The sequence below is a fragment of the Cytobacillus sp. BC1816 genome, from assembly GCF_051353635.1.
Classification (GTDB): Bacteria; Bacillota; Bacilli; order Bacillales; family Cytobacillaceae; genus Cytobacillus; species Cytobacillus oceanisediminis_C.
This window is the reverse complement of the sequence record NZ_CP195611.1, coordinates 3,696,121-3,718,000: the sequence shown is the minus strand read 5'-3', so window position 1 is coordinate 3,718,000 and position 21,880 is coordinate 3,696,121. Positions and strand designations below refer to the sequence as shown.

The window sequence follows — 21,880 nt, the reverse complement described above, 5'->3', positions numbered from 1 at the left end:
TTTGCATATTCAGAAACAACTAAAATGCCTCGAAAATCTCCTTATGTTAAAATAATACAAGTTACCATCGTGAATATATAAAAAAGGGTGATACTTTTGAGAATCAAAGCAATCGAACCAACACCAAGTCCAAACACTATGAAGGTTATTCTTGATGAAGAGCTTCCGATGGGGAAGGCCAATAATTATAAAAAGGATAAAAAAGAAGGAGCTCCAAAGATTATTCTGGATATACTTGAAATTGATGGAATCAAAGGGGTTTACCATGTTGCCGATTTCCTTGCTGTCGAAAGAAATGCGAAATATGACTGGAAAGAGCTTCTCCCGCAAGTAAGATCCGCATTTGGCGAGGATGTGGAAAATGAGGGCACAGAAGACAATGGCATCGATGAACATTATGGTGAAGTCCAAGTGTTAGTCCAAATGTATAAAGGAATTCCCATGCAGGTTAAACTGACTGACGGCACGGAGGAAAAGCGCTTTGGACTTCCTGAAAACTTTATTAAAGCTGTTTCAGAGGCGCAGGATCCTGCTGATAATGTTGTCATGGTCCGCAAGTGGAAAGAATTTGGTGTCCGATATGGAGACTTTGACCAGGTTGGCCATGATATTGTAGAAGAACTAATGGCTGCCTATCCAGAAGGAAGACTCCAGATACTTGTTAATACGGCAAAAAGCCCGGATAAAACGGAGGAAAAACACACACGTTCCCTTCTTAAACTGTCTGTAGAAGATCTGGATTCCCCGGATTGGCGTGAGCGCTATCAAAAACTCGAACAGATGAATGATCCTGAACTGGAGGACCTGTCTGTTCTTGAAAAAGCGCTTAATGATGAGAAGGCGTCAATCAGAAGACTTGCGACAGTTTATCTTGGGATGATTGAGGATAAGAGTGTCCTTCCTCTCCTGTACAGAGCATTGAAGGATAAAACGGTCACTGTAAGACGTACAGCAGGGGACTGTTTGTCTGACCTGGGATTTGAAGAAGCAATGGACGCCATGAAGGAAGCGCTGCAGGACGACAGTAAACTTGTGCGCTGGCGTGCGGCCATGTTCCTTTATGAAGTGGGTGATGAAAGTGTGCTTCCTGCTTTAAAAGCAGCAGAAGACGATCCGGAATTCGAAGTCAGCATGCAAATCAAATTGGCTATTGAAAGAATTGAACATGGGGAAGAAGCAAAAGGGTCAGTTTGGAAACAGATGACTGAATCCCGGAAACAGGGCAAGGAATAAGTTTCTGGGAAAAAACCGCTCACAGAATAAAAATCTGGAGCGGTTTTTTTGTTGGACATATAAGGAATCGTTCCCGGCGACTTAGGAAAGATGGCAGCAGTAAGGTAACGACTGAAGTAAAATTATGCGGCCGGATTTTTATAGAATGTCCCCAATTATTGAATTTCACAACTTGCACACACTGCTGTTTCACCCATTTAAAGCGAAAAATTATAATAAATTTGTAAAAATTATTGAAATTATCCGAAAAAGGGTCTATATTGGAAAGAAAATATTTGGGGGCAGGAGGCTTAACAAATTATTCCCCATAGAATAAGAGATTATGAATCTAGGGTAAACGGAGGTATTACATACTATGACTGGCTCACAGATGAGAAGTGATATGATCAAAAAAGGAACAGACCGGGCTCCGCACCGCAGTTTGCTGCGTGCTGCCGGGGTAAAGGAAGAGGATTTCGGAAAACCATTTATTGCTGTGTGCAATTCCTATATTGATATCGTACCAGGCCATGTGCATTTGCAGGAATTCGGTAAAATTGTTAAAGAAGCAATCCGTGAAGCAGGAGGAGTTCCATTTGAATTTAATACCATCGGAGTAGATGATGGTATTGCCATGGGCCATATTGGCATGCGCTATTCTCTGCCAAGCCGCGAAATCATTGCAGACTCACTTGAAACAGTTGTTTCTGCACACTGGTTTGACGGAATGGTCTGTATCCCGAACTGCGATAAAATTACGCCTGGAATGATGATGGGGGCCTTAAGGGTTAATATTCCAACTGTTTTTGTCAGTGGAGGCCCCATGAAAGCTGGTGTTGATTCAAGCGGAAAACCTTTATCTTTAAGCTCTGTCTTTGAGGGTGTAGGTGCCTTTGAATCAGGACAAATTGATGAACAAAAGCTTCAGGAAATCGAACAGGTTGCATGTCCGACTTGCGGATCATGTTCCGGAATGTTCACTGCAAATTCCATGAACTGTCTGGCAGAAGGACTGGGTCTTGCACTTCCTGGCAATGGCACAATTCTGGCAGTATCAGAAGAGAGAAAAGAATTTGTTAAACGTTCAGCCAAGCAGCTGATGGAATTAATAAAAAAAGACATCAAGCCGCGCGATATCGTTACAATTGATGCAATTGACAATGCATTTGCCCTGGATATGGCAATGGGCGGGTCAACCAATACAGTTCTTCACACATTGGCACTTGCGCACGAAGCCGAAATTGAATATCCGATTGAACGAATTAATGAGATTGCCAACCGGGTACCGCATTTAGCAAAAATTGCTCCTGCTTCAGATTATCATATTGAAGATGTGCATAATGCGGGTGGAGTCAGTGCTATCATCAATGAATTGCTTAAAAAGCCGGATGCCCTGAATGGAGATTGTCTCACAGTTACCGGTAAGCCGCTAAGAGAGAATGTAGCAGGCAGTGAAATTCTGGATGGAAATGTAATCCGAAACCTCGAGAATCCGCATTCTGAACGCGGAGGGCTGGCAGTTCTATTTGGAAATCTTGCTCCTGAAGGCTCAATTATAAAAGTCGGTGCTGTTGATGAGTCAGTAGGCGGATACCATAGAGGACCAGCCATCTGCTTTGATTCGCAGGAAGAGGCATTATCCGGAATCATTACCGGCAAAGTGCAGGAAGGCCATGTTGTAGTCATTCGATATGAAGGTCCTAAAGGAGGACCTGGAATGCCGGAGATGCTTGCACCTACTTCCCAGATTGTCGGCCGTGGACTTGGGGCAAAAGTCGGCCTGATTACAGATGGCCGTTTCTCAGGGGCTTCCCGGGGAATCAGCATTGGGCACATCTCTCCAGAGGCTGCTGAAGGCGGGCCTATTGCATTCGTGGAAAATGGGGATATCATTGAATTGGATTTGAATAACCGTACAATCAACCTGGAAATCTCAGATGAAGATTTTGAAAAACGCAAAGCCAATTGGCAAGGCTTCGAGCCAAAGGTCAAAAAAGGGTATCTTGCCCGTTATTCGAAGCTTGTAACCAATGCCAGCACAGGCGGCGTTATGAAAATTTAATAAGGTTAAGAAAGCCGGTCATTTATGACTGGCTTTCTTGCTTATAAGAGACTTTGGCCGATATATATTTGATTTAGGGCAATAGCATATCATAATTGGACGATAAAAAGGACTGCAGAGTAATTCCCGGCATAGAAAAATTGCATAAAGATCATACGGTATAGTATGCTTACTTTACAAACTGCAGCTTAAGGAGGAGGCAAATCTTATGTCTATGGCATATGAGGAATATATGAAACAAATGGTAAAGCCGATGCGTGAGGAGCTTGTACAGGCCGGTTTTAAAGAGCTGACAGCTTCAGAAGAGGTAGAGCAGTTTATGGAAGGTCTTGAAGGAACAGCACTTGTTGTTGTCAATTCAGTTTGCGGCTGTGCTGCTGGACTGGCTCGGCCGGCAGCAACACAGGCCGTTTTGCGCAGTGAAAAGAAACCTGAGCATTTAGTGACGGTGTTTGCAGGACAGGATAAAGAGGCAACAGCTAAAATGCGCGAGTACTTTGATGGATATGAGCCTTCATCTCCTTCTATGGCGCTCTTAAAAGGGAAGGAAGTTGTACACTTCATTCACCGCCATGATATTGAAGACCATTCCATGGAAGCGATCATGGAAAATCTTCTTGCTGCTTTTGAGGCGAATTGCTGAGAATATAAGGATTAAACAAAACGGGGTGTCTGCTGGCACCCTTTTCTTATAGCAAAATTAAGAAATTCAGGTGAACACAATGATTATTACAACTGCCGGACGAACCAATGAAGCAATGAAAGAAAAAGCAAAAAAAATTGCCGAACAATTGGGAGCAGAATATATCAGCAGGAATAAAAGGTCTGTAGGAATGATCCAAAAACAAGTTCCTGAAGACTGCATAGTAGTTGGAAAAGAACGTTTGGAGCTTTTTCCGATAGGTGAAAGCCAGCCATTCTTCTTTCATCCCAGTTCAGCGATGTTCAGAGTAAAACGTCTCCTAAAAGGAGAGGGGGATCCTTTTCTTCAGGCTGCGGTGCTTAAAGAAGGCAGCAGTATTCTCGATTGTACCCTTGGACTTGCCTCGGACAGCATAACAGCCAGTTATGCTGCAGGGAGTAAAGGCAAAGTTACAGGACTGGAAGGAAATAAATATCTTTCCTTCCTGGTGGCGAATGGCCTTAGACAATGGGACTCCGGGCTTGATAGTATGAATCAGGCAATGAAAAGAATAAAGGTGGAATCGTCAATGGCCCTTCCTTATTTGAAAAAATTGCCCCCGGACAGTTATGACGTTGTCTATTTTGATCCCATGTTTGAAGAAAAAATCCTTGAGTCAGAGGGGATTAAAGCACTAAGGAACTTTGCTGTTTATGAGGACCTGTCAGAGGAAGTTATTTTTCATGCAAAAAGAGCAGCCAGACAGAGAGTGGTTCTGAAGGATCACTTTAAAAGTTCCAGGTTTGACCGATATGGCTTCAAAGTAATTGAAAGAAAGTCATCGAAATTTCATTTTGGGGTAATTGAAAAATAAGAAAAGGTGCCTGAATACCAGGCACCTTCTTCTTTAATCTGCGATGGCCAGATAAACAAAGTAAGCCATCAGCAAAAGGCTGGCAATAACAAAGAATACAGACCAATCCATCTGAATTTCCCCCTTTTTATTCTCCTCGGCTTGAAGAACGCGATTTGTTCTTATTATTCCCGCTTTGCTGCTTTATAATCCGGCAAATATATTATTCACTATATATCTATTGTTCTTTTTAACGATACATGAAATCAATTTAAATTTGGTTCGAAAAGAAGTATAATAGAAAAATAGAATTGAGATACATAGCGAGGAAGGATACTATGGAATTTCCTATTTCAAAAAGAATGGCTTCTTTTCCGGAAAGTGTGTTTGCTGAATTGTCCCAAATCAAGAATTCGAAACTTTCAGACGGATTTCCGGTGATTGATTTGAGCATTGGCAGCCCTGATTTGCCCCCTCCCGCTTTTGTTATGGAGGAGTTAGCAAGAGGAACCCGGGAACCAGAATTATATGGGTACTCGTTAACAGGTACAAATGAATTTCATTCCGCAGTCTGCAGCTATTATAAACGAAATTTTGAAGTGGATCTTGAATCTTCAGAGGTGCAGCTTTTAATGGGCTCCCAGGACGGGCTGGTTCATTTGCCAATGGTTCTATGTGACCCTGGAGAGTATATCCTTGTCCCGGACCCAGGATATACTGCTTATGCTGCAGGTGCAGCATTGGCCGGGGCCCAGATGTACGGCTTGCCCTTAAAAAAGGAGAATAGCTTCCTTCCGGATTTGGATGAAATCCCTGAAGAAATACTTACAAACACGAAATTAATGATCCTGAATTTCCCCGGCAATCCCGTTCCTGCAATGGCGACAGAAGAGTTTTTTCTTCAGGTGATCCATCTGGCAAAGAAGTACAGCTTTGCTGTATTGCATGATTTTGCTTATTCAGAACTTTATTATGAGAAGAAGCCTATAAGCTTCTTGTCTGTTACAGGGGCCATGGATGTAGGGATTGAAATGAATTCACTATCGAAAAGTTTTAATATGGCAGGATGCAGGGTGGCATATGCTGCCGGTAATCAGCAGCTTATTGCGCTGCTGTCCAACTTCAAATCCAATTTGGATTATGGGGTATTCTTGCCGGTGCAGTCAGCTGCAGTGAAAGCATTGAATGATCAATCCTCTTTTTTGCAGGACTTGAGAGAAACATATAAAAAAAGAAGAGATGTATTATTAAAAGAGCTGAAAAATATCGGTTGGGATATCAGCAAGCCAGCGGGGTCAATGTTCTTGTGGGCAGAGATTCCATGTGGATACAGCACATCCAGGGATTTTGCGGTTGACTTGATTAACCGCGCCGGCGTAGTCGTAACCCCTGGAAGTGCATTTGGCCAATGGGGTGAGGGATATGTTCGGATTGCACTTGTTCAGCCCGAAGATGTATTAAGGCAAGCTGCCGCAAATATTGAAAAAAGCGGTATATTGAAGAAAATCCTTGCTTAGCAGAAAGGAAGGCGAAAAAACATGCCGAATTGGCTGAGAAAATCCTTTGTCGTACTGGTTACCATTTTAACCTTTGGCCTCGTCACACCTTCTCAGGCATTTCTATATGAAAATACCAGCCAGTTAAAAGCCTCTAGAGCTTCCGATGTGGAAAATTCGGAAAACAGTGCAGAACTTGCTGAAGAGGAAGACACTAATTTTGATAAAGATGACTTCATTAGGCAGATGCTTATAGAAGCTGAGGTACAATCGTATGAGAAGTTTGGTGCAAAGATTGGCCCTGTTATTGAAGATGAGTTTAACGATGTAATACTTCCAAATATTGAGAAAGCCATCCAGGAGGTGGCGGTGCAATTTCCCGAAGAAAGCCTTGCTCAATTAAAGGTTACAGAAACTCCGGGGGGCGGATTGTCGGAAAAAATCTTCCATATCACCAATAGCAAGGCGAATGAAGACGTCATTCGCTTCCATGTAAGAAGGGACCATCCTCCACAGCAGGGATACTGGTTTAATTTTCATTATCACACACATCATGATAATTTTCAGGCCCACCATGAACTTGGATCAATTTACTGGAATAAAAACACTCCGCCGAAATGGATGAGTTAAAGATTGAAATAAATCCTGGAATATGAAAAAATATTTTTATGGATTATGAAACTTTTCATGATTTATAGCGTAAATACATTTATTCTACATAATGGAGGTTTGAGTTGAAATGGCAGTAAGCTTATCAAAAGGACAAAAAGTTGACTTAACAAAAACAAACCCAGGTATGACCAAGGTAATAGTTGGACTTGGATGGGACACAAATAAATACGATGGCGGAAATGACTTCGATTTGGATTCTTCCGTATTCCTTCTTGGAGACACTGGGAAGGTAACTTCTGAAAGCGACTTTGTTTTCTATAACAATACAACAGGTGCTAATGGTTCCGTTGTACACACTGGAGATAACCGTACTGGTGAAGGGGATGGCGATGACGAGCAGGTGAAAATTGACCTGGCTAATGTACCTGCAAGCATTCAGCGTATAACGTTCACAATCACGATTCATGACGGAGAAGCACGCAGTCAGAACTTTGGACAGGTATCGAATTCTTATGTGAGGATCCTGAATGAAGATACAGGCGAAGAATTGATCCGCTATGACTTAGGTGAAGATTTCTCTATCGAAACTGCACTTGTAGTCGGAGAACTATACAGACATAACGGAGAATGGAAGTTCAGTGCAATCGGAAGCGGATATCAGGGCGGATTGGCTGCACTGGCAAAAGATTTTGGTTTACAGGTTGGATAAATAAGAGGTATATTTTTTAAATAAGGCTCGGCAATGCCGGGTCTTTTATATGAATAAAATAGTCATCATCCGGGGGGAATAAATTTAAAATGGAAATCTTAGAATCTATAATGCATACATATTCCCAGTTTTTTAACTGGGAAATGTGGGTTGAAGCTTTATCAAAGCCGGAAAGCTGGGCACTGATAGGGACACTTGTCATTTTAGAAGGCTTATTGTCTGCTGATAATGCACTCGTACTTGCTGTAATGGTAAAACATCTGCCGGAAAAACAGCGCAAGAAAGCACTTTTTTATGGTCTGTTAGGTGCTTATTTCTTCAGGTTTATTGCCATTGGAATCGGTGTATTCTTAATTGAATTCTGGTATATTAAGGTATTGGGTGCAGCCTATTTAGCCTGGCTTGCAATCAAGTATTTTATTGATAAGCGGAAAGCCGAGCAAGATGGTGATGAAGAGGCAATAGAAGGGATTAATCAGAAAGGCTTATTAATTCGCCTTTTTGGTACTTTCTGGGGAACAGTCATTGCAGTTGAATTAATGGATATTGCTTTTTCAATAGACAGTATATTGGCTGCGCTAGGAGTGAGTCAAGAGATCTGGGTACTGTTAATAGGAGGCATGCTTGGAATAATCATGATGCGTGGTGTAGCGGGAGTATTCTTAAAGCTGATTGACAGGGTTCCTGAACTGGAAACAAGCTCATATATTTTGATCCTTCTTATTTCTGCTAAGATGATTGCCAGCGCCGCTGGAATTCATATAGACCATATTTACTTCTTTATTGTATTGATTATCGTGTTTGCCGTTACTTTTGTCATCCATGCAAGGAATGCCAAAAAGGAAGCTGCAGATCAGGGCTGAATTTAAATAATATAACTGCATTGAGTTAAGAAGGGAACAGACAAATGTCCGCTCCCTTTTATTTTTATCTTTTTTGGATGAAAAAGGAAGAAAGTAGTATTTAAGTGAAGGAATGGAGCTGCAAAAATGAGACTATTTTCCGATCTTCCGGATGAAAAAATAAATCAGGTGTTTTACAAAAAGCCGGGCCATTTTAACAAGAGGTCTGGCAGGGAGCTTTTAGCATATGCACTTGGAGCAACTTTATATATGCCGGCTACAAGGCCTCATATTCATCAGGATCTGCTCTCAAAAAAGCATGCAGGCCTTACATCCATGGTCATATGCCTTGAAGATGCAATTGGTGATGATGAAGTGGAACAGGCAGAAGACCTGCTGTCTTTGGAATTGGAAAATTTGAGATCGGACCTTGCGAAGGGGCTTTGTGAAGAAGAAGATCTCCCTTTGCTTTTCGTCCGGATCAGAAGCTATGATCAGCTTATTAGACTCAAAAGCAGAATTCCCAATGGCATGCATCTTCTTACTGGTTTTGTCCTGCCAAAGTTCTCTCCGGCTGAAGGATGCAAAATTCTAACTGAAATTGAAAGGCTTAATTCTTATGGTTATTGTTTATATGCCATGCCGATTCTGGAAACTAAAGAAATCATTCAAAAAGAAACAAGGCTTGATGAATTAATCGGCATTAAGAAGGTGCTGGACCAATATTCTGATCTGATTCTGAATGTGAGAATTGGAGCAACGGATTTTAGCGGCTTGTATGGGATACGGAGAAATTCAGATACAACAGTTTACGACATTGCTGTAATAAGAGATTGTATATCAGATATCATTAATATTTTCCTGCGTGCGGACCAGCCATACGTCATCTCAGGCCCGGTATGGGAATACTTCTCCTCAAAGGAGCGTCTTCTGAAGCCTCAAATCAGGCAGACGCCATTCAGGGAACGTCTTGGGCAGGATGGGCTCAAAATGAGGACGGACTTGATTGATCGGCATATGGACGGATTAATAAGAGAAATCGCGATGGATATTTCAAATGGCTTAACTGGAAAAACCATTATCCATCCCACACATATTAAACCTGTACAGGCATTGAATACTGTAACCCTTGAAGAGTATTTGGATGCACAGAGCATTGCCGGTCAGGCCGGCGGAAAAATAGGGGTTATGAAAAGCGATTACCAAAACAAAATGAATGAAATTAAACCCCATTTATATTGGGCTAAAAAAATATTATTAAAATCAGAAGTATACGGGGTGCTGCAGGATGAGATCACATACATTGACCTACTCAAAAACGAAACATTCAATTCAGATACTCAACTCGTTAACCGTTGATATTCAGATAACCGATAACCCTTATGAGCTGGCGCCTGAAGATTTGTTTGTCATGGCCGCAAGAATAAATAAAAAAAGATCCTTTTTATTTGTCAGCAAAGTACTCGGAAAACATATTCCGATTAATCCGCAAATCGGACTCCTGACAGGGGAACTGCTTGCCAGCCGTTATATGGAAAAGGTAAAGAAGGTGGAACCAGGAAAGACCGCTGAGCTTCTATCTGCTTTTAAAAATGGCTTAGGCATCATAAACAGCAGCCCTTTTATTCATGAAGACTATAACCCTGTCATTATCGGCTTTGCCGAAACAGCAACGGCACTTGGACATGCTTTCTTTCAATCATTTAAACGTGCCGATTACTTTCACACAACAAGAGAGCAGCTGATTGATAGGAATTCTGTCATAACATTTGAAGAAGAACATTCCCATGCTACTTCCCACAGATGTTACACAGATGAAAGCCTTTTGGATAATAAGAGAGAGATCATTCTTGTTGATGATGAAATGACAACAGGAAAAACAGCCATTAATATCATCCGATCCATTCATGAACGCTTTCCCAGAAAGATTTATACAGTCGTCTCCATTCTGGATTGGCGTTCCCCGAAAAACCAGGCTCTGTTTGATGATCTTGAAAAAGAATTGGGCATTATTATTCACAGTGTGTCTCTTCTAAAAGGGGAGATAGACGTTAAGGGTTACCCTGAAGTGCAGGAAAGCCAGTCTGAGGATGAACTGAAAGGAAATGATGCGCTAATTTCCTATATTCATATAAATAATGAATTCCCTGAACTATTAAGCCGGATGAATGAGCCTTCTGCTGCTCTAAGCGGTGAAATCAGAACTACTCCTTATTTAAAAGATTCTGGCCGTTTCGGGCTGGATGCAAAAAGCCAAGCCAGGTTAAGCGTGTCATTAGCTGAGATTGGCCAATACCTATCAGGTAAACGGGATGGCAGGAATACGTTATGTCTTGGAACAGGGGAGTTTATGTATATCCCTATGAAACTTGCCTCATTAATGGGGGAAGGCGTAAAATTCCACTCTACAACACGCAGTCCCATTTTTGTAAGAAATGATAATGAATATGGAGCCAAATACGGCATTTCCTTTCAAAACCCTGAAGACACTGAAATGGCACAATTTGTTTATAACATTCCAGAAGACTATTATGAAGAACTATTCCTGTTTTTCGAAAGAGAGCCAGAAGAAGATTCACTTATGCCTTTTATCAATCAATTAAAGAAATATATAAAGAATATAAAGATAGTTTCCTTTAATGGGGGTGAAAGAAATGAATAGAATTGCAGATAAATTTGGTTCATATAGTAAAGATGACGTTGTATTTTTACTGAAGGATTTAAGCGGATATTCACTTGAAGGATCCATTGAGCAAAGGGAAAAAAACATTCAGTCCGGTCAGCATTATAGTGAAACACTTCCTATTGAATACCAGCCTCCTGAAAATTACCTTTCCCTGTTTTGGGAAACGCTTGATGAATACAAACGAAAGGCAGCATTGTCTACCGGAGTGGTTTCTGAACAAATCTGGAAGAAAAAAGGAAAAGAAACAGTTTTAGTTTCCCTGGCAAGAGCTGGGACGCCTGTCGGTATTCTGATAAAACGGTATCTTTATGAAGTATATGGAGTAAGATTGCCGCATTACAGCATTTCCATTATCAGAGACCGGGGGATTGACGAAAATGCGATAAAGCATATATTAAACTCACATCCTGGCTGCAATATTCAGTTTGTGGATGGATGGACAGGCAAAGGGGCTATTTCTGTTGAATTAACCAAGGCCTGCAGACAATTTCATCAACTTTATGGTGTTCTTCTCGATGACACTTTGGCCGTTCTTGCGGATCCAGGTTTTTGCACAACACTTTATGGAACAAGGGAAGACTTTCTGATTCCAAGTGCCTGCCTCAATTCTACTGTTTCAGGATTGGTCAGCAGAACAGTATTAAATGAATCCTTAATTGGGCCGGAAGATTATCATGGCGCCAAATATTACAGGGAGCTGGAGGAAGCAGATGTTTCAAACCATTATCTCTCAGCGATTACAGAGGAGTTCTCGGCTATTAAACAGGAAGCAGCTGAACTTGCGGCCAAGATTATGGAAAACCCGGGGGGAGCAAGTTTTAAAGGAATGAAAGAAGTTCAGAGAATACAAGAGGAATTTAAAATTGAATCTATTAACTTTGTAAAGCCGGGAGTCGGAGAAACCACCAGGGTTCTTCTGAGAAGGCTTCCATGGAAGATCCTGATGAGAGACCCGGAAAGTCCATATGTTCGCCATATTGTCATGCTGGCCCGGGAGCGGAATGTCGAAATTATTCATTATCCTGATATGAGCTACACATGCTGTGGGTTAATTAAAAAGACGGGAGAAGAATAATGAGGATGTTTGCTTCAGATCTGGACAGGACATTGATTTACTCAAATAAAGCGCTAGCTGATTTTGGACAGACAGGAGAAAAAAATTTAATAGCTGTTGAGCGTATCGACGGCAGGGAAGCAGCCTTTATGTCAAACGAGGCGCTCTTGATGCTGAAAAAGGTATCCGCTCAAATGCTCTTTGTGCCTGTTACAACGAGAACATACGGACAATTTAAGCGTATTTTCATTTTTGAGGATAATCTTAACATTCCGTACACTATCACATCGAATGGCGCAAATATTCATTATCATGGAAAACCTCTTGATGAGTGGTCCGGCATAGTCCGAAAACGTCTAAATTCAGAGTGTGCATTGCTTGAGGAAATGCTGGACAGATCACAATGCCTGGAACTGAACGGAAAAATAAAAACCGCTGAAAATCTTTTCTTTTACTATATTCTGAATGAACAAATAACACCAGCAGCCAAGGAGGAAATAGTAAGGCTGACTGAGTCTTATGGGTGGAGAATATCCCTGCAGGGGAGAAAACTGTATTTTATGCCAAATCCTATCTGTAAAGGCGAGGCGGTAAAATTTATTAGGAATCGGGAAGGAATAAGTAGTGTTTTTGGAGCAGGAGATTCAGTTCTCGACCATGATTTCTTAAAGTTCTGCGATTTCGCATACGTCCCAAACCATGGTGAACTGGCAGCTAATCTTTCCCTCTCACATCCTTACTTGATTTCTAATAATATAGGGGCAGCGGCCGGGGAAGAAATTCTAAATGATATTTTAAATAATATTAAAGAAAGAGTTTAGTCCGGCTGGTCCCTCAGCCATTTTTTTAAAACGATAAATAAACAGATGCAAAAGGTAGCGCATCCTGTAAAGATTAAGCTGCTGATGGCAATAGACTGGTAATTGGCAAAAGCGAAAATGGCAAGGGTTAATGACAAGAAAAAGATGTCTATAAAAACTAAAGAACTGGAACATAAAATATTCCTGATCATATCCAGATCATGATCAATCCCCTGATATCTCACTCTTCGAAAAAGCAGCCTCATACTGATTCACCTTCCTTTCATAGAGTACTCCAATTTATGCAGGGACAGGAATAATGGTGAAAAAGTTCATTTGAGGTTATTCAGCTATGAAAATACTGCTGAAGTGAAACTTTCTTCCTGTTAAATCGTAAAGAAAGTTAACCATTTTAGAAAAAGGCTGTATTCCTATGATATGATGGTAATAAGTTTACATATTTTTTCCCGGTGTCATTATCCGGGAACTGAAACGCCATTTTTGAATGAAATGATAAGAATGCATCTTTCGCTCATAGAGGGAAGGGATATAAATTGAACTTGTCGTACAGTCAAATCAAAACTCACATCTTAAAGGTTACAAATGAGAATTGGACTTCACACTTAACAAAGCCGAATCACGAGCGTGATAATTACAGAGAGGAACAGCAAACTTTGCATATTGGCCAGATTGTTGCCAGGTTTCTCGGAGTTCCGCTCGATGAAGATGAATATTATAATCGTCTTTTTGACCTTATTCACACAGAAAATGCAGGGCTTATTCTTTTGAGTGAAGAACATCTGGATAAAACCATTAATAATCAGCAGTTCCAGGCGATACAAAAAGTCCTGAACATTAACCGGGAACAGGATTTATCCATAAACCGCTTTGCTGCTTTCCTTGATGGGGAACAGCTGCTGCTTAAATCATCCTCACCTTCTATGCACAGGAAGATTAGAGAAGCGATGATCAGTATGCTGAAACTTTTTTCTGAACTTGAACCAGCCGGGTTGAAAAACCAGGAAATCCGAAGAGTGCTTGTAGATGTGATAAAGTGGTCCACTAACCATTTGGGCACAGAACTTAAAGATATTGACCCTAAAATGGCTATGCCAAAAATCCTATGGTACGGTAATGGGAAAAAGAGTCATTTTTATTTTTTATACTACTTAATTCAGATCGGGTGCGATATTCTTTATTTTTCTCCTTCAGGGGAAGATCTTCCGGCAAAAATGGGGCCGGTGGTTCAAGAGTCTTTTGCTCATCATTACCCTGAAAAGAAAAGGCCAGAGCCTTTTCCGCAAGAAAAGAGAAGAAGGAGTGCTACAGTTGCCTATAGAGCATCCAGGGAAATAGAAACTATACTTAACCATGAGGGTTCAGGACTTTATAAACCCTGGCAGCTGCGGGACTATACACCTTCCTCTGTGACACTGAAAACCACTTATGATGAGCTCTTTATTTTAATCAAAGAGAAAGCCATGATCCGCCCAAACTTCGAGGTGAAAGAAGGAAGGGTCATGATACCTTCCGTATTTTCAAAGATCCAGGGTGTAAGCAGGAACCGCAAGGAATACTGGGATCGAATACAAACAATCAGCCAGTATGATGAAAGTTTGCTGATAAGGAGATTTCCTTTTACAAATAGCGTCAACAATGATTTTCGGTTCCATTATCGGAATGCACTTGACAGGGAAGGAAAGCTTGACCCTGAAAAAATCATTGCAGGGCACTATTGGAGGTATCAGCAGCTTCCTGGCGGCCTGCAAAATGGAATTGCAATGGCCATTAGAAATATGTGTGAACGTCCGCGTATAAAGCCGCTTTCCAGTGAGTCGGAAGAAGAATTGAAGATTTATCTTTTTAGCCAAAGTCTGCAAATTCCGCCAAGCATTCTAAAATTAATGCAGCAATTTGATTATTCTCAGGACGTCCCTAAGATTATCCTCTATAACAACGAGCTGAACGGGACGATGGTAAGATCGGATGCCGCTCTTCTTTTGCTGCTTAATCAGTTTGGATTGGATATTGTGTTGTATAATCCGCCGGGCCATAACGACATTGAAAACTTCATTGAGGAAGATTTATATGATGTCCATTGGCTTGAGGATGTTGTTTTTGAACAGGAATTTAAGGAGCCATCCTTTCTAAAGAAGGTTCTCTTTCAAGGATTATTAAAAAATTTAAAGGGTGATTGAAAATGAATCCGACTAAAGCAGCAGATATGAATTTAACAGCCCAGGTGCAGGATGACAAATTAACCGAAAATAAGGTATCAGAAATTAAGCTAGCTTTAAGGCAGGAACCTGAGGTGCAAAATTTGGCCAGGTCCATCGATGAGAAGGACCAAATTCAAATACTTGAATTCGGTAAAGAGCCTGCTGTCCAGATTTCCCGCTTTTCTGATCAGATACTGAGCAACATGAGAACAACCAAGGTTGAGGATTCAGGTGAACTTTTAAAGCAGCTCGGCAGAATTATGGACAAATTTGACAAGAAGGATTTCGAGCAGGGATCAAAAGGGATCTTTGGCAAGCTTTTCAAGCGCGGAGAAAAGATGATTGAAAAGCTTTTCGGAAAATATCAGACAATGGGCGCGGAAATTGATAAAGTTTATGTTGAAATTTCCAAATACCAAAGTGAAATGGTTGACTCCACAACCATGCTTGAACAAATGTATGAGCAAAATTATCAGTACTATTTGACGCTTGAAAAATATGCTGTGGCAGGACAGCTGAAAGCCGACGAATTAAAAGCCAATCAGCTTCCCCAGCTGGAAGGAAGGGCGGCCCAGGGGGATCAAATGGCTTCGATGCAGCTGGATACGTTAAGAAATGCCATCGAACTGCTGGAGCAAAGAGTCTATGATCTTGAAATGGCTAAAATGGTTGCCCTACAAACTGCACCGCAAATCCGGCTGCTGCAGCGAGGCAATACCAAGCTGATCGGGAAGATTAATTCTGCATTCGTTACTACGATTCCAATTTTTAAGAATGGCCTGATTCAGGCAGTGGCAGCGAAGAGACAAAAACTTGTTGCAGATTCAATGAGCGAGCTGGACAGACGGACAAATGAAATGCTTGTGCGCAATGCCCAGAATATTTCTAATCAAAGTGCTGATATAGCAAGATTGGCAGGCGGTCCGAGCATTAAGATAGAAACTATTGAGGAATCCTGGAATATCATCATGAAAGGTATGCAGGAGACAAAATCAATAGAAGAAGAAAACAAGCGTTTACGTGAAGAAGGAACAAGGAGACTGGAACAGCTGCAGGACAATTTTAAAAAAATGAAGCAGCAGGGTTAGGCAGCTGCTCATTTTAAATAAATATAAATTATTGATGAGGTGGAATTGATATGGCAATAAATCTTCAAAAGGGCCAGCGTGTTGACTTAACTAAAGGAAATCCGGGATTATCTAAAATTATGGTAGGATTAGGGTGGGATCCAGTACAAAAAAGCGGAGGCGGCGGTCTTCTGGGATCTTTATTCGGAGGCGGCGGCGGTGCAAATATCGACTGTGATGCTTCTGTTATCATGCTTGGTGAAAATGGAAAACTTAAGAGTAATAAAGATGTTATTTATTTCGGCAACCTGAAAAGCAGCGATGGAAGTGTCCAGCATACCGGGGACAATCTGACGGGTGCAGGAGATGGAGACGACGAACAAGTGCTGATTGATTTAAGCAGAGTGCCTGCTAGCATACACAAAATGGTATTCGTCGTTAACATTTATGACAGCGTCAAGAGAAAGCAGCATTTTGGCATGATTCAAAATGCTTTCATCCGTGTTGTCAACTCAGGCAGCAATCAAGAGCTGATTCACTATAACCTGACAGATGATTACAGCGGAAAAACTAGTTTAATTGTTGGTGAGATTTATCGGCATGGAAGCGATTGGAAGTTTGCTGCCGTTGGCACTGGAACGGCTTCCCCAGGCCTATCAGATGTTGTGCGTTCATATTCTTAATAAAGATAACCATTGGCAGGGGCCCGATTTTACTCGGGCCCTTTTTGAATTTTCATTTAATTTTGCCATCATTTGTTTCCTTCTATTCCTTCATTCGTATGTTATAATTTTAATAGTTTAACAGAACGGTTAAAAAATTTTTCTCCATTCAGGCAGTTCCGCAGCTTAGGCACTACTTCAAAGGGCTCTGTTGCCCGGAAATTATACATCTTAGATTAGCAGAAGGGGCTTTTAAAATGCGCAAAATGGCACTGACATTTACAATCATGATGGTTTCCCTTGCACTGCTGGGTAACTCTCAGGCTGCCATGGGCGGTATTAAACTAAAAGATTATCCGCACTCCTCCCAGCTTAAAGAGCTTCTCAGTTTAAAATCCCCACGGCAGCTCGGCGGCATTTTCATATTGCCGCTCGAACCTTTTGATGAGGGAGAGGCTGCAGAAATGATTTCCCGGGTGGATAATCTGCCCGCCTCCCTGCTGTCCAAAATAGAGGATGAAGATATAAGGGTGAAATTATTCGTAGGAAAGCTTACTGATAATCCTACTGCTCAGCACCTTGAAGGGGTAATTCCCCGCGGCTATACAGGGGGCACCACCTGGGATGATGTCCCTGGGATTGGCGGGGCAAAAACGGTCCTTGTTAAAATAGGCTACAGTGATAAGGGGAAAGGCCATGGATCCGTTAATCTGGAACTTCATGAACTTGCCCATTCTGTTGATCGCTATGTTTACAATGGCATCCGATTTAATCAGAAGTTTCTCTCTGTCTGGAAAGCAGAGAAAGCTAAATTGTTCCCCGGTCAAAATTATTTTCTATCCTTCCCTGAAGAATATTTCGCTGAGGCTTTTGCCATGTATTTTGCAGGAGGCGAATCCAGGAAATCATTAAGTGTGAATGCTCCGAAAACCTATGATTTTATAAACAAATTATACTAATTTAACCCGTTTCTCTAAATATTTATCTGATGTGAAATTTACGGAAATTCGTGTACAATAGCAATGAGTATTTAAAAAAGGTTGGGTTGAAATGAAACAATATTTGGATCTATGCAAGCATGTTTTGGAGAATGGCACAAAGAAAGAAGACCGCACTGGCACAGGGACAATAAGCACATTTGGCTATCAGATGCGCTTTAACCTGCAGGACGGCTTCCCATTGGTAACAACAAAGAAATTGCATTTGAAATCCATTATCCATGAGCTGTTATGGTTTTTAAACGGTGATACAAATGTAAAATACCTTCAGGAGAATGGTGTGCGAATCTGGAATGAATGGGCTGACGAGGAAGGCAATCTTGGTCCGGTTTATGGTCATCAATGGAGATCATGGACAGGTGCCGATGGAAATACAGTTGATCAGATTAGCAGCCTGATTGACCAGATTAAAACAAATCCCGATTCCCGCAGGCTGATTGTAAATGCATGGAACGCAGGAGAGATAGAAAAGATGGCTTTGCCTCCTTGCCACTGCATGTTCCAGTTTTATGCAGCAGATGGGAAACTTTCCTGCCAGCTTTATCAGAGATCTGCGGATGTTTTTCTTGGGGTTCCGTTTAATATTGCTTCCTATGCTTTGCTGACTATGATGGTTGCACAGGTGTGCGATCTGGAGCCTGGTGAATTTGTACATACGTTTGGAGATGTGCATATCTACCAGAATCATATTGACCAGGTAAACCTTCAGCTGAGCCGTGATCCCCGACCGCTTCCAAAAATGAGTATTAATCCGGATGTGAAGAACATTTTCAGCTTTAAGTTTGATGATTTCCAGCTGGAAGACTATAATCCCCACCCTCATATTAAAGGAGTTGTCAGTGTATGATTTCTTTAATGTGGGCAATGGATGAGAATCGTGTGATTGGCAAGGATAATAAACTTCCCTGGCATCTGCCTGAGGATTTAAAGTTTTTTAAAAGAACTACGATGGGGCATCCGATTGCCATGGGACGAAAAACTTGGGATTCAATCGGAAGACCTCTGCCGGGGAGAGAGAATATTGTTATTACCCGCAATGAATCCTTTTCATGTGAAGGGTGCACAGTTGTAAATTCGGTTGAAGAGCTTCTGAAGTACAGCGGTGTAAAGGAAGATGAAATTTTCGTCATTGGCGGTGCCGAGATTTTTAAAGCCATTCTTCCTGCAGCAGATCGTCTCTATTTGACTATGATTTATGATCAATTTGCAGGAGACACATACTTTCCGGAATTAGACATGTCAGAATGGAATCTCCTTTCAAGGGAGAAGGGCACCAGGGATGAAAAAAATCCATATGATTTTGAATTCCTCATTTATAAAAGAAAATAATCTTAAAAGCAGCTCGCACCGGCGGGCTGCTTTTTTAATCATCTAATCTGTAAACATATAGTGAAAGGAACCTGATTATTATATAATGTAAACCATCCCAAGACCTGGAGGTCATTATGCTTCGATTAATAATCTTTTTTCTGTATATGGGCGGATATTTAGTTTATAGCCTCCCTGCACTAAACCGCATGAGGAAATTGAATGCTGTGCTCCCTGTTGAGGAACGCGACCGCATTATCCATAATGTACCGCAGAAGTGGTCTAGGACAATAATGAAAATCTCAGGCTCTCAAGTGAAAGTTAAGGGGCAGGAATTGATTCCGGGCGGGCCTGTCGTTATTGTTTGCAATCATGAAGGGGATTTTGATATTCCAGTCCTTCTTGCATCCATTGATAAACCTTTTGGTTTTATTTCAAAAGTTGAAGTTAAGAAAGCACCCATTATCTCTTCATGGATGGAAGTCATGAACTGTGTTTTTGTTGATCGCAGCAATCGCAGCAAGGCTATCAATTCTTTAAAGGATGCTGCAGTGCTTTTAAGGCAGGGTCACTCTCTCCTGATTTTCCCGGAAGGAACCAGAAGTAAGGGCGGGCAGGTAGCGCCTTTTAAAGTGGGCGGATTCCGGCTTGCACAGGATGCAGGTGTTCCGATTGTGCCAATTTCTATTAAAGGGACAGCTGATGTGTTTGAAAAGAATGGGAGGCTCATAAAGCCGGCTAAAATAGAAATCCAGGTGTGTAAGCCTGTGAATTCTAAGATCGTTCAAAATATGGATGCAAAGTTTCTTGCGCAGGAAGTAAGAGAAATAATCTGCAGCAGCCTTACAGGCAAGAAGATCGCGTCATAAAGAAGAAGGCCCCATTCAGTCAGGGGCCCTATTTCTATCATTATTTATTCGGTTAATTAAAAATTAGAAATTGGGATTCACTAAATAATCTGTCAGCTTCTGAATCATTCCGTGGTATTCTTTGGGATCGCAAAACTCTTCTGCTGTAAAGTTGGCTTTCACCCACTGTATTAATTCGTCAGCACTGTTGAAGTACTCTCCGCTCGTGTCGCTTTTCCGAATCATATACCTGCCGTTATCTTCATCCAATGTTACTTCCACAGGCAAAGCGCTATCCAGACTGCATAAAGAAAACTCCATTCCGGCACCCCTTTGAGATATAAATTAGCTTTTGCTTATTATATGTCGGTTTCAGCGATTTCTATCCTTAAAATAATTCGAAAAATGTAAATTTTTAAAAAACCTGATTGAAATCATGATTTGTCATGGTATAATGTACAAATTAATAACTTGTAAAGAAGAGGGTGGCAAAATGGAACAGAAGGTAATGACAAAAAAATGGGTGCAGTTGGAAGATATTCTGATTGCATACCAGCAGCTAAAGGATATTGTTGCCCATACACCTTTACAGAAAAATGAACGTCTATCAGAAAAGTATGGGTGCAATGTCTATCTGAAAAGAGAAGATCTTCAGCATGTCCGCTCATTTAAATTAAGGGGTGCCTATTATAAAGTAAAATCTTTAACTGCAGTGGAGCTGGAAAATGGTGTGGTCTGTGCAAGTGCAGGGAATCATGCACAGGGAGTCGCCTACGCATGCAGGCATCTTGGCGTCCAGGGGAAAATTTTTATGCCGGCAACCACACCGAGACAAAAAGTAAGTCAGGTGGAGCTGTTTGGCAGGGACTCAGTGGAAATCATTCTCGTGGGAGATACCTTTGATGATTCCTATTACGAAGCTCTTAAATGTGCAGAGGCGGAAAGCAGGGCATTTATTCACCCATTTGATGATGAAATGGTGATTGCAGGACAAGGGACAGTAGCGGTGGAAATCCTTAACGATTGTGAGGAGCCTGCAGATTTTGTTTTTGCGAGTATTGGCGGAGGCGGATTAATGGCCGGACTGAGCACTTACATAAAAAGTATATCACCGGAAACACAGATGATTGGAGTAGAACCGGCAGGAGCACCATCGATGAGTGAATCTATCAGGGCTCAAGCAGTAGCACCTCTCGATGAAATTGATAAGTTTGTAGATGGAGCGGCAGTAAAATGTGTCGGTGAAAAAACCTATGAAATCTGCAATGAGCATGTTGATGATATTTTCATGGTACCTGAAGGGAAAGTGTGCACGACGATCCTTGAATTATACAATGAGCATGCGATTGTGGCTGAGCCTGCAGGTGCGCTGCCAATAGCCGCACTTGATATGTGCAGGGAGCAAATTAAAGGAAAGAATGTCGTATGTGTGATCAGCGGCGGCAATAATGATATTGGACGAATGCAGGAAATAAAAGAGAGGTCCCTGCTTTATGAAGGCCTGCTTTACCACTTTATTGTGAATTTCCCTCAGCGTGCCGGAGCATTAAGAGAATTTCTTGACGAGGTTCTTGGCCCGACAGATGATATTACACGGTTTGAGTACACGAAGAAAAATAATAAAGAAAATGGTCCAGCCCTTGTGGGAATTGAGTTAAAGCATAAAGAGGACTATAGTGACCTCATTTTAAGAATGAATAAAAAGGGGTTCTCATATAAAGAGATAAACAAAGACAGTAACCTTTTTCATCTGCTGGTATAATCACCACCTGAATGACTTGGCAGCTTCATATTATTTCCTATGATTTTGTGACTGAAATATGAATTTTT

The 21,880-nt window shown here is 41.4% G+C and carries 22 protein-coding genes; 20 read left to right on the top strand and 2 right to left on the bottom strand.

The features are described 5' to 3' along the window. Positions 1-96: 96 nt before the first annotated feature. The 12 genes from ACR42H_RS18910 to ACR42H_RS18855 all read left to right on the top strand — a co-directional run bounded on the left by ACR42H_RS18910 (position 97) and on the right by ACR42H_RS18855 (position 12,969). Entirely contained in the window at positions 97-1,233 is a 1,137-nt protein-coding gene (locus tag ACR42H_RS18910; protein ID WP_436372556.1) for a conserved virulence factor C family protein, read from the top strand. A gap of 370 nt (positions 1,234-1,603) precedes the next feature. Continuing rightward, positions 1,604-3,274 carry a dihydroxy-acid dehydratase gene (gene ilvD / locus ACR42H_RS18905; protein WP_113884714.1) on the top strand — a complete coding sequence of 557 codons (1,671 nt, stop codon included), beginning with the start codon at positions 1,604-1,606 and terminating at the stop codon, positions 3,272-3,274. Between the two features lie 208 nt (positions 3,275-3,482). Beyond that, positions 3,483-3,917, top strand: a complete 435-nt coding sequence (locus tag ACR42H_RS18900; protein WP_436372554.1) for a BrxA/BrxB family bacilliredoxin — start codon at positions 3,483-3,485, stop codon at positions 3,915-3,917. A 79-nt stretch (positions 3,918-3,996) separates the two neighbouring features. Next, entirely contained in the window at positions 3,997-4,770 is a 774-nt protein-coding gene (locus ACR42H_RS18895) for a class I SAM-dependent methyltransferase (protein ID WP_436372552.1), read from the top strand. A 317-nt stretch (positions 4,771-5,087) separates the two neighbouring features. Further along, the gene (locus ACR42H_RS18890) at positions 5,088-6,266 is read left to right on the top strand and encodes an LL-diaminopimelate aminotransferase (RefSeq protein WP_436372549.1); all 1,179 of its coding nucleotides are present in this window, start codon (positions 5,088-5,090) and stop codon (positions 6,264-6,266) included. Between the two features lie 21 nt (positions 6,267-6,287). Then, positions 6,288-6,875 carry a YpjP family protein gene (locus tag ACR42H_RS18885; RefSeq protein ID WP_436372546.1) on the top strand — a complete coding sequence of 196 codons (588 nt, stop codon included), beginning with the start codon at positions 6,288-6,290 and terminating at the stop codon, positions 6,873-6,875. Positions 6,876-6,984: 109 nt separating this feature from the next. Continuing rightward, complete coding sequence (locus ACR42H_RS18880) at positions 6,985-7,566, top strand: TerD family protein (protein ID WP_113884655.1); 582 nt, start codon at positions 6,985-6,987, stop codon at positions 7,564-7,566. An 89-nt stretch (positions 7,567-7,655) separates the two neighbouring features. Then, positions 7,656-8,429 (top strand): TerC family protein, encoded by a 774-nt coding sequence (locus ACR42H_RS18875; protein WP_113884656.1) that lies wholly within the window; start codon positions 7,656-7,658, stop codon positions 8,427-8,429. 126 nt (positions 8,430-8,555) lie between these two features. Further along, positions 8,556-9,767 carry an HpcH/HpaI aldolase/citrate lyase family protein gene (locus ACR42H_RS18870; RefSeq protein ID WP_436372543.1) on the top strand — a complete coding sequence of 404 codons (1,212 nt, stop codon included), beginning with the start codon at positions 8,556-8,558 and terminating at the stop codon, positions 9,765-9,767. Beyond that, positions 9,697-11,070, top strand: a complete 1,374-nt coding sequence (locus ACR42H_RS18865) for a phosphoribosyltransferase family protein (protein WP_436372541.1) — start codon at positions 9,697-9,699, stop codon at positions 11,068-11,070. Before ACR42H_RS18870 ends, ACR42H_RS18865 begins: the two co-directional genes overlap by 71 nt. Next, entirely contained in the window at positions 11,063-12,169 is a 1,107-nt protein-coding gene (locus ACR42H_RS18860; protein WP_436372538.1) for a cysteine protease StiP family protein, read from the top strand. Before ACR42H_RS18865 ends, ACR42H_RS18860 begins: the two co-directional genes overlap by 8 nt. Beyond that, positions 12,169-12,969, top strand: coding sequence for an HAD family hydrolase (locus ACR42H_RS18855; protein ID WP_113884660.1), 801 nt, complete (start codon positions 12,169-12,171; stop codon positions 12,967-12,969). Before ACR42H_RS18860 ends, ACR42H_RS18855 begins: the two co-directional genes overlap by 1 nt. Here the strand turns inward: ACR42H_RS18855 and ACR42H_RS18850 are convergent. Continuing rightward, on the bottom strand, positions 12,966-13,214 hold the full coding sequence (locus ACR42H_RS18850; protein WP_436372535.1) for a hypothetical protein: 249 nt from the start codon (positions 13,212-13,214) through the stop codon (positions 12,966-12,968). The two genes, ACR42H_RS18855 and ACR42H_RS18850, sit on opposite strands and share 4 nt — an antisense overlap. 294 nt (positions 13,215-13,508) lie before the next feature. Here ACR42H_RS18850 and ACR42H_RS18845 point away from each other — a divergent pair, with 294 nt between their 5' ends. From ACR42H_RS18845 to ACR42H_RS18815, 7 genes are all read left to right on the top strand, one after another. Further along, complete coding sequence (locus tag ACR42H_RS18845; RefSeq protein ID WP_113884715.1) at positions 13,509-15,146, top strand: YceG family protein; 1,638 nt, start codon at positions 13,509-13,511, stop codon at positions 15,144-15,146. A 2-nt stretch (positions 15,147-15,148) separates the two neighbouring features. Continuing rightward, complete coding sequence (locus ACR42H_RS18840) at positions 15,149-16,255, top strand: toxic anion resistance protein (RefSeq protein ID WP_113884662.1); 1,107 nt, start codon at positions 15,149-15,151, stop codon at positions 16,253-16,255. A 50-nt stretch (positions 16,256-16,305) separates the two neighbouring features. After that, entirely contained in the window at positions 16,306-16,917 is a 612-nt protein-coding gene (locus ACR42H_RS18835; RefSeq protein ID WP_113884663.1) for a TerD family protein, read from the top strand. Positions 16,918-17,153: 236 nt separating this feature from the next. Continuing rightward, the gene (locus ACR42H_RS18830; protein ID WP_113884664.1) at positions 17,154-17,855 is read left to right on the top strand and encodes an anthrax toxin lethal factor-related metalloendopeptidase; all 702 of its coding nucleotides are present in this window, start codon (positions 17,154-17,156) and stop codon (positions 17,853-17,855) included. Between the two features lie 91 nt (positions 17,856-17,946). Then, complete coding sequence (locus tag ACR42H_RS18825) at positions 17,947-18,741, top strand: thymidylate synthase (RefSeq protein WP_436372530.1); 795 nt, start codon at positions 17,947-17,949, stop codon at positions 18,739-18,741. Then, on the top strand, positions 18,738-19,223 hold the full coding sequence (locus tag ACR42H_RS18820) for a dihydrofolate reductase (RefSeq protein ID WP_436372527.1): 486 nt from the start codon (positions 18,738-18,740) through the stop codon (positions 19,221-19,223). Before ACR42H_RS18825 ends, ACR42H_RS18820 begins: the two co-directional genes overlap by 4 nt. 188 nt (positions 19,224-19,411) lie before the next feature. Continuing rightward, on the top strand, positions 19,412-20,071 hold the full coding sequence (locus tag ACR42H_RS18815; protein WP_436372525.1) for a lysophospholipid acyltransferase family protein: 660 nt from the start codon (positions 19,412-19,414) through the stop codon (positions 20,069-20,071). Between the two features lie 63 nt (positions 20,072-20,134). Here ACR42H_RS18815 and ACR42H_RS18810 read toward each other — a convergent pair whose 3' ends face one another. Further along, positions 20,135-20,371, bottom strand: coding sequence for a hypothetical protein (locus tag ACR42H_RS18810; protein WP_113884668.1), 237 nt, complete (start codon positions 20,369-20,371; stop codon positions 20,135-20,137). 172 nt (positions 20,372-20,543) lie between these two features. On the opposite strand from ACR42H_RS18810, the gene ilvA reads away from it, so the two are divergent. Further along, positions 20,544-21,812 (top strand): threonine ammonia-lyase IlvA, encoded by a 1,269-nt coding sequence (gene ilvA / locus ACR42H_RS18805; RefSeq protein ID WP_113884669.1) that lies wholly within the window; start codon positions 20,544-20,546, stop codon positions 21,810-21,812. Positions 21,813-21,880: the final 68 nt, after the last annotated feature.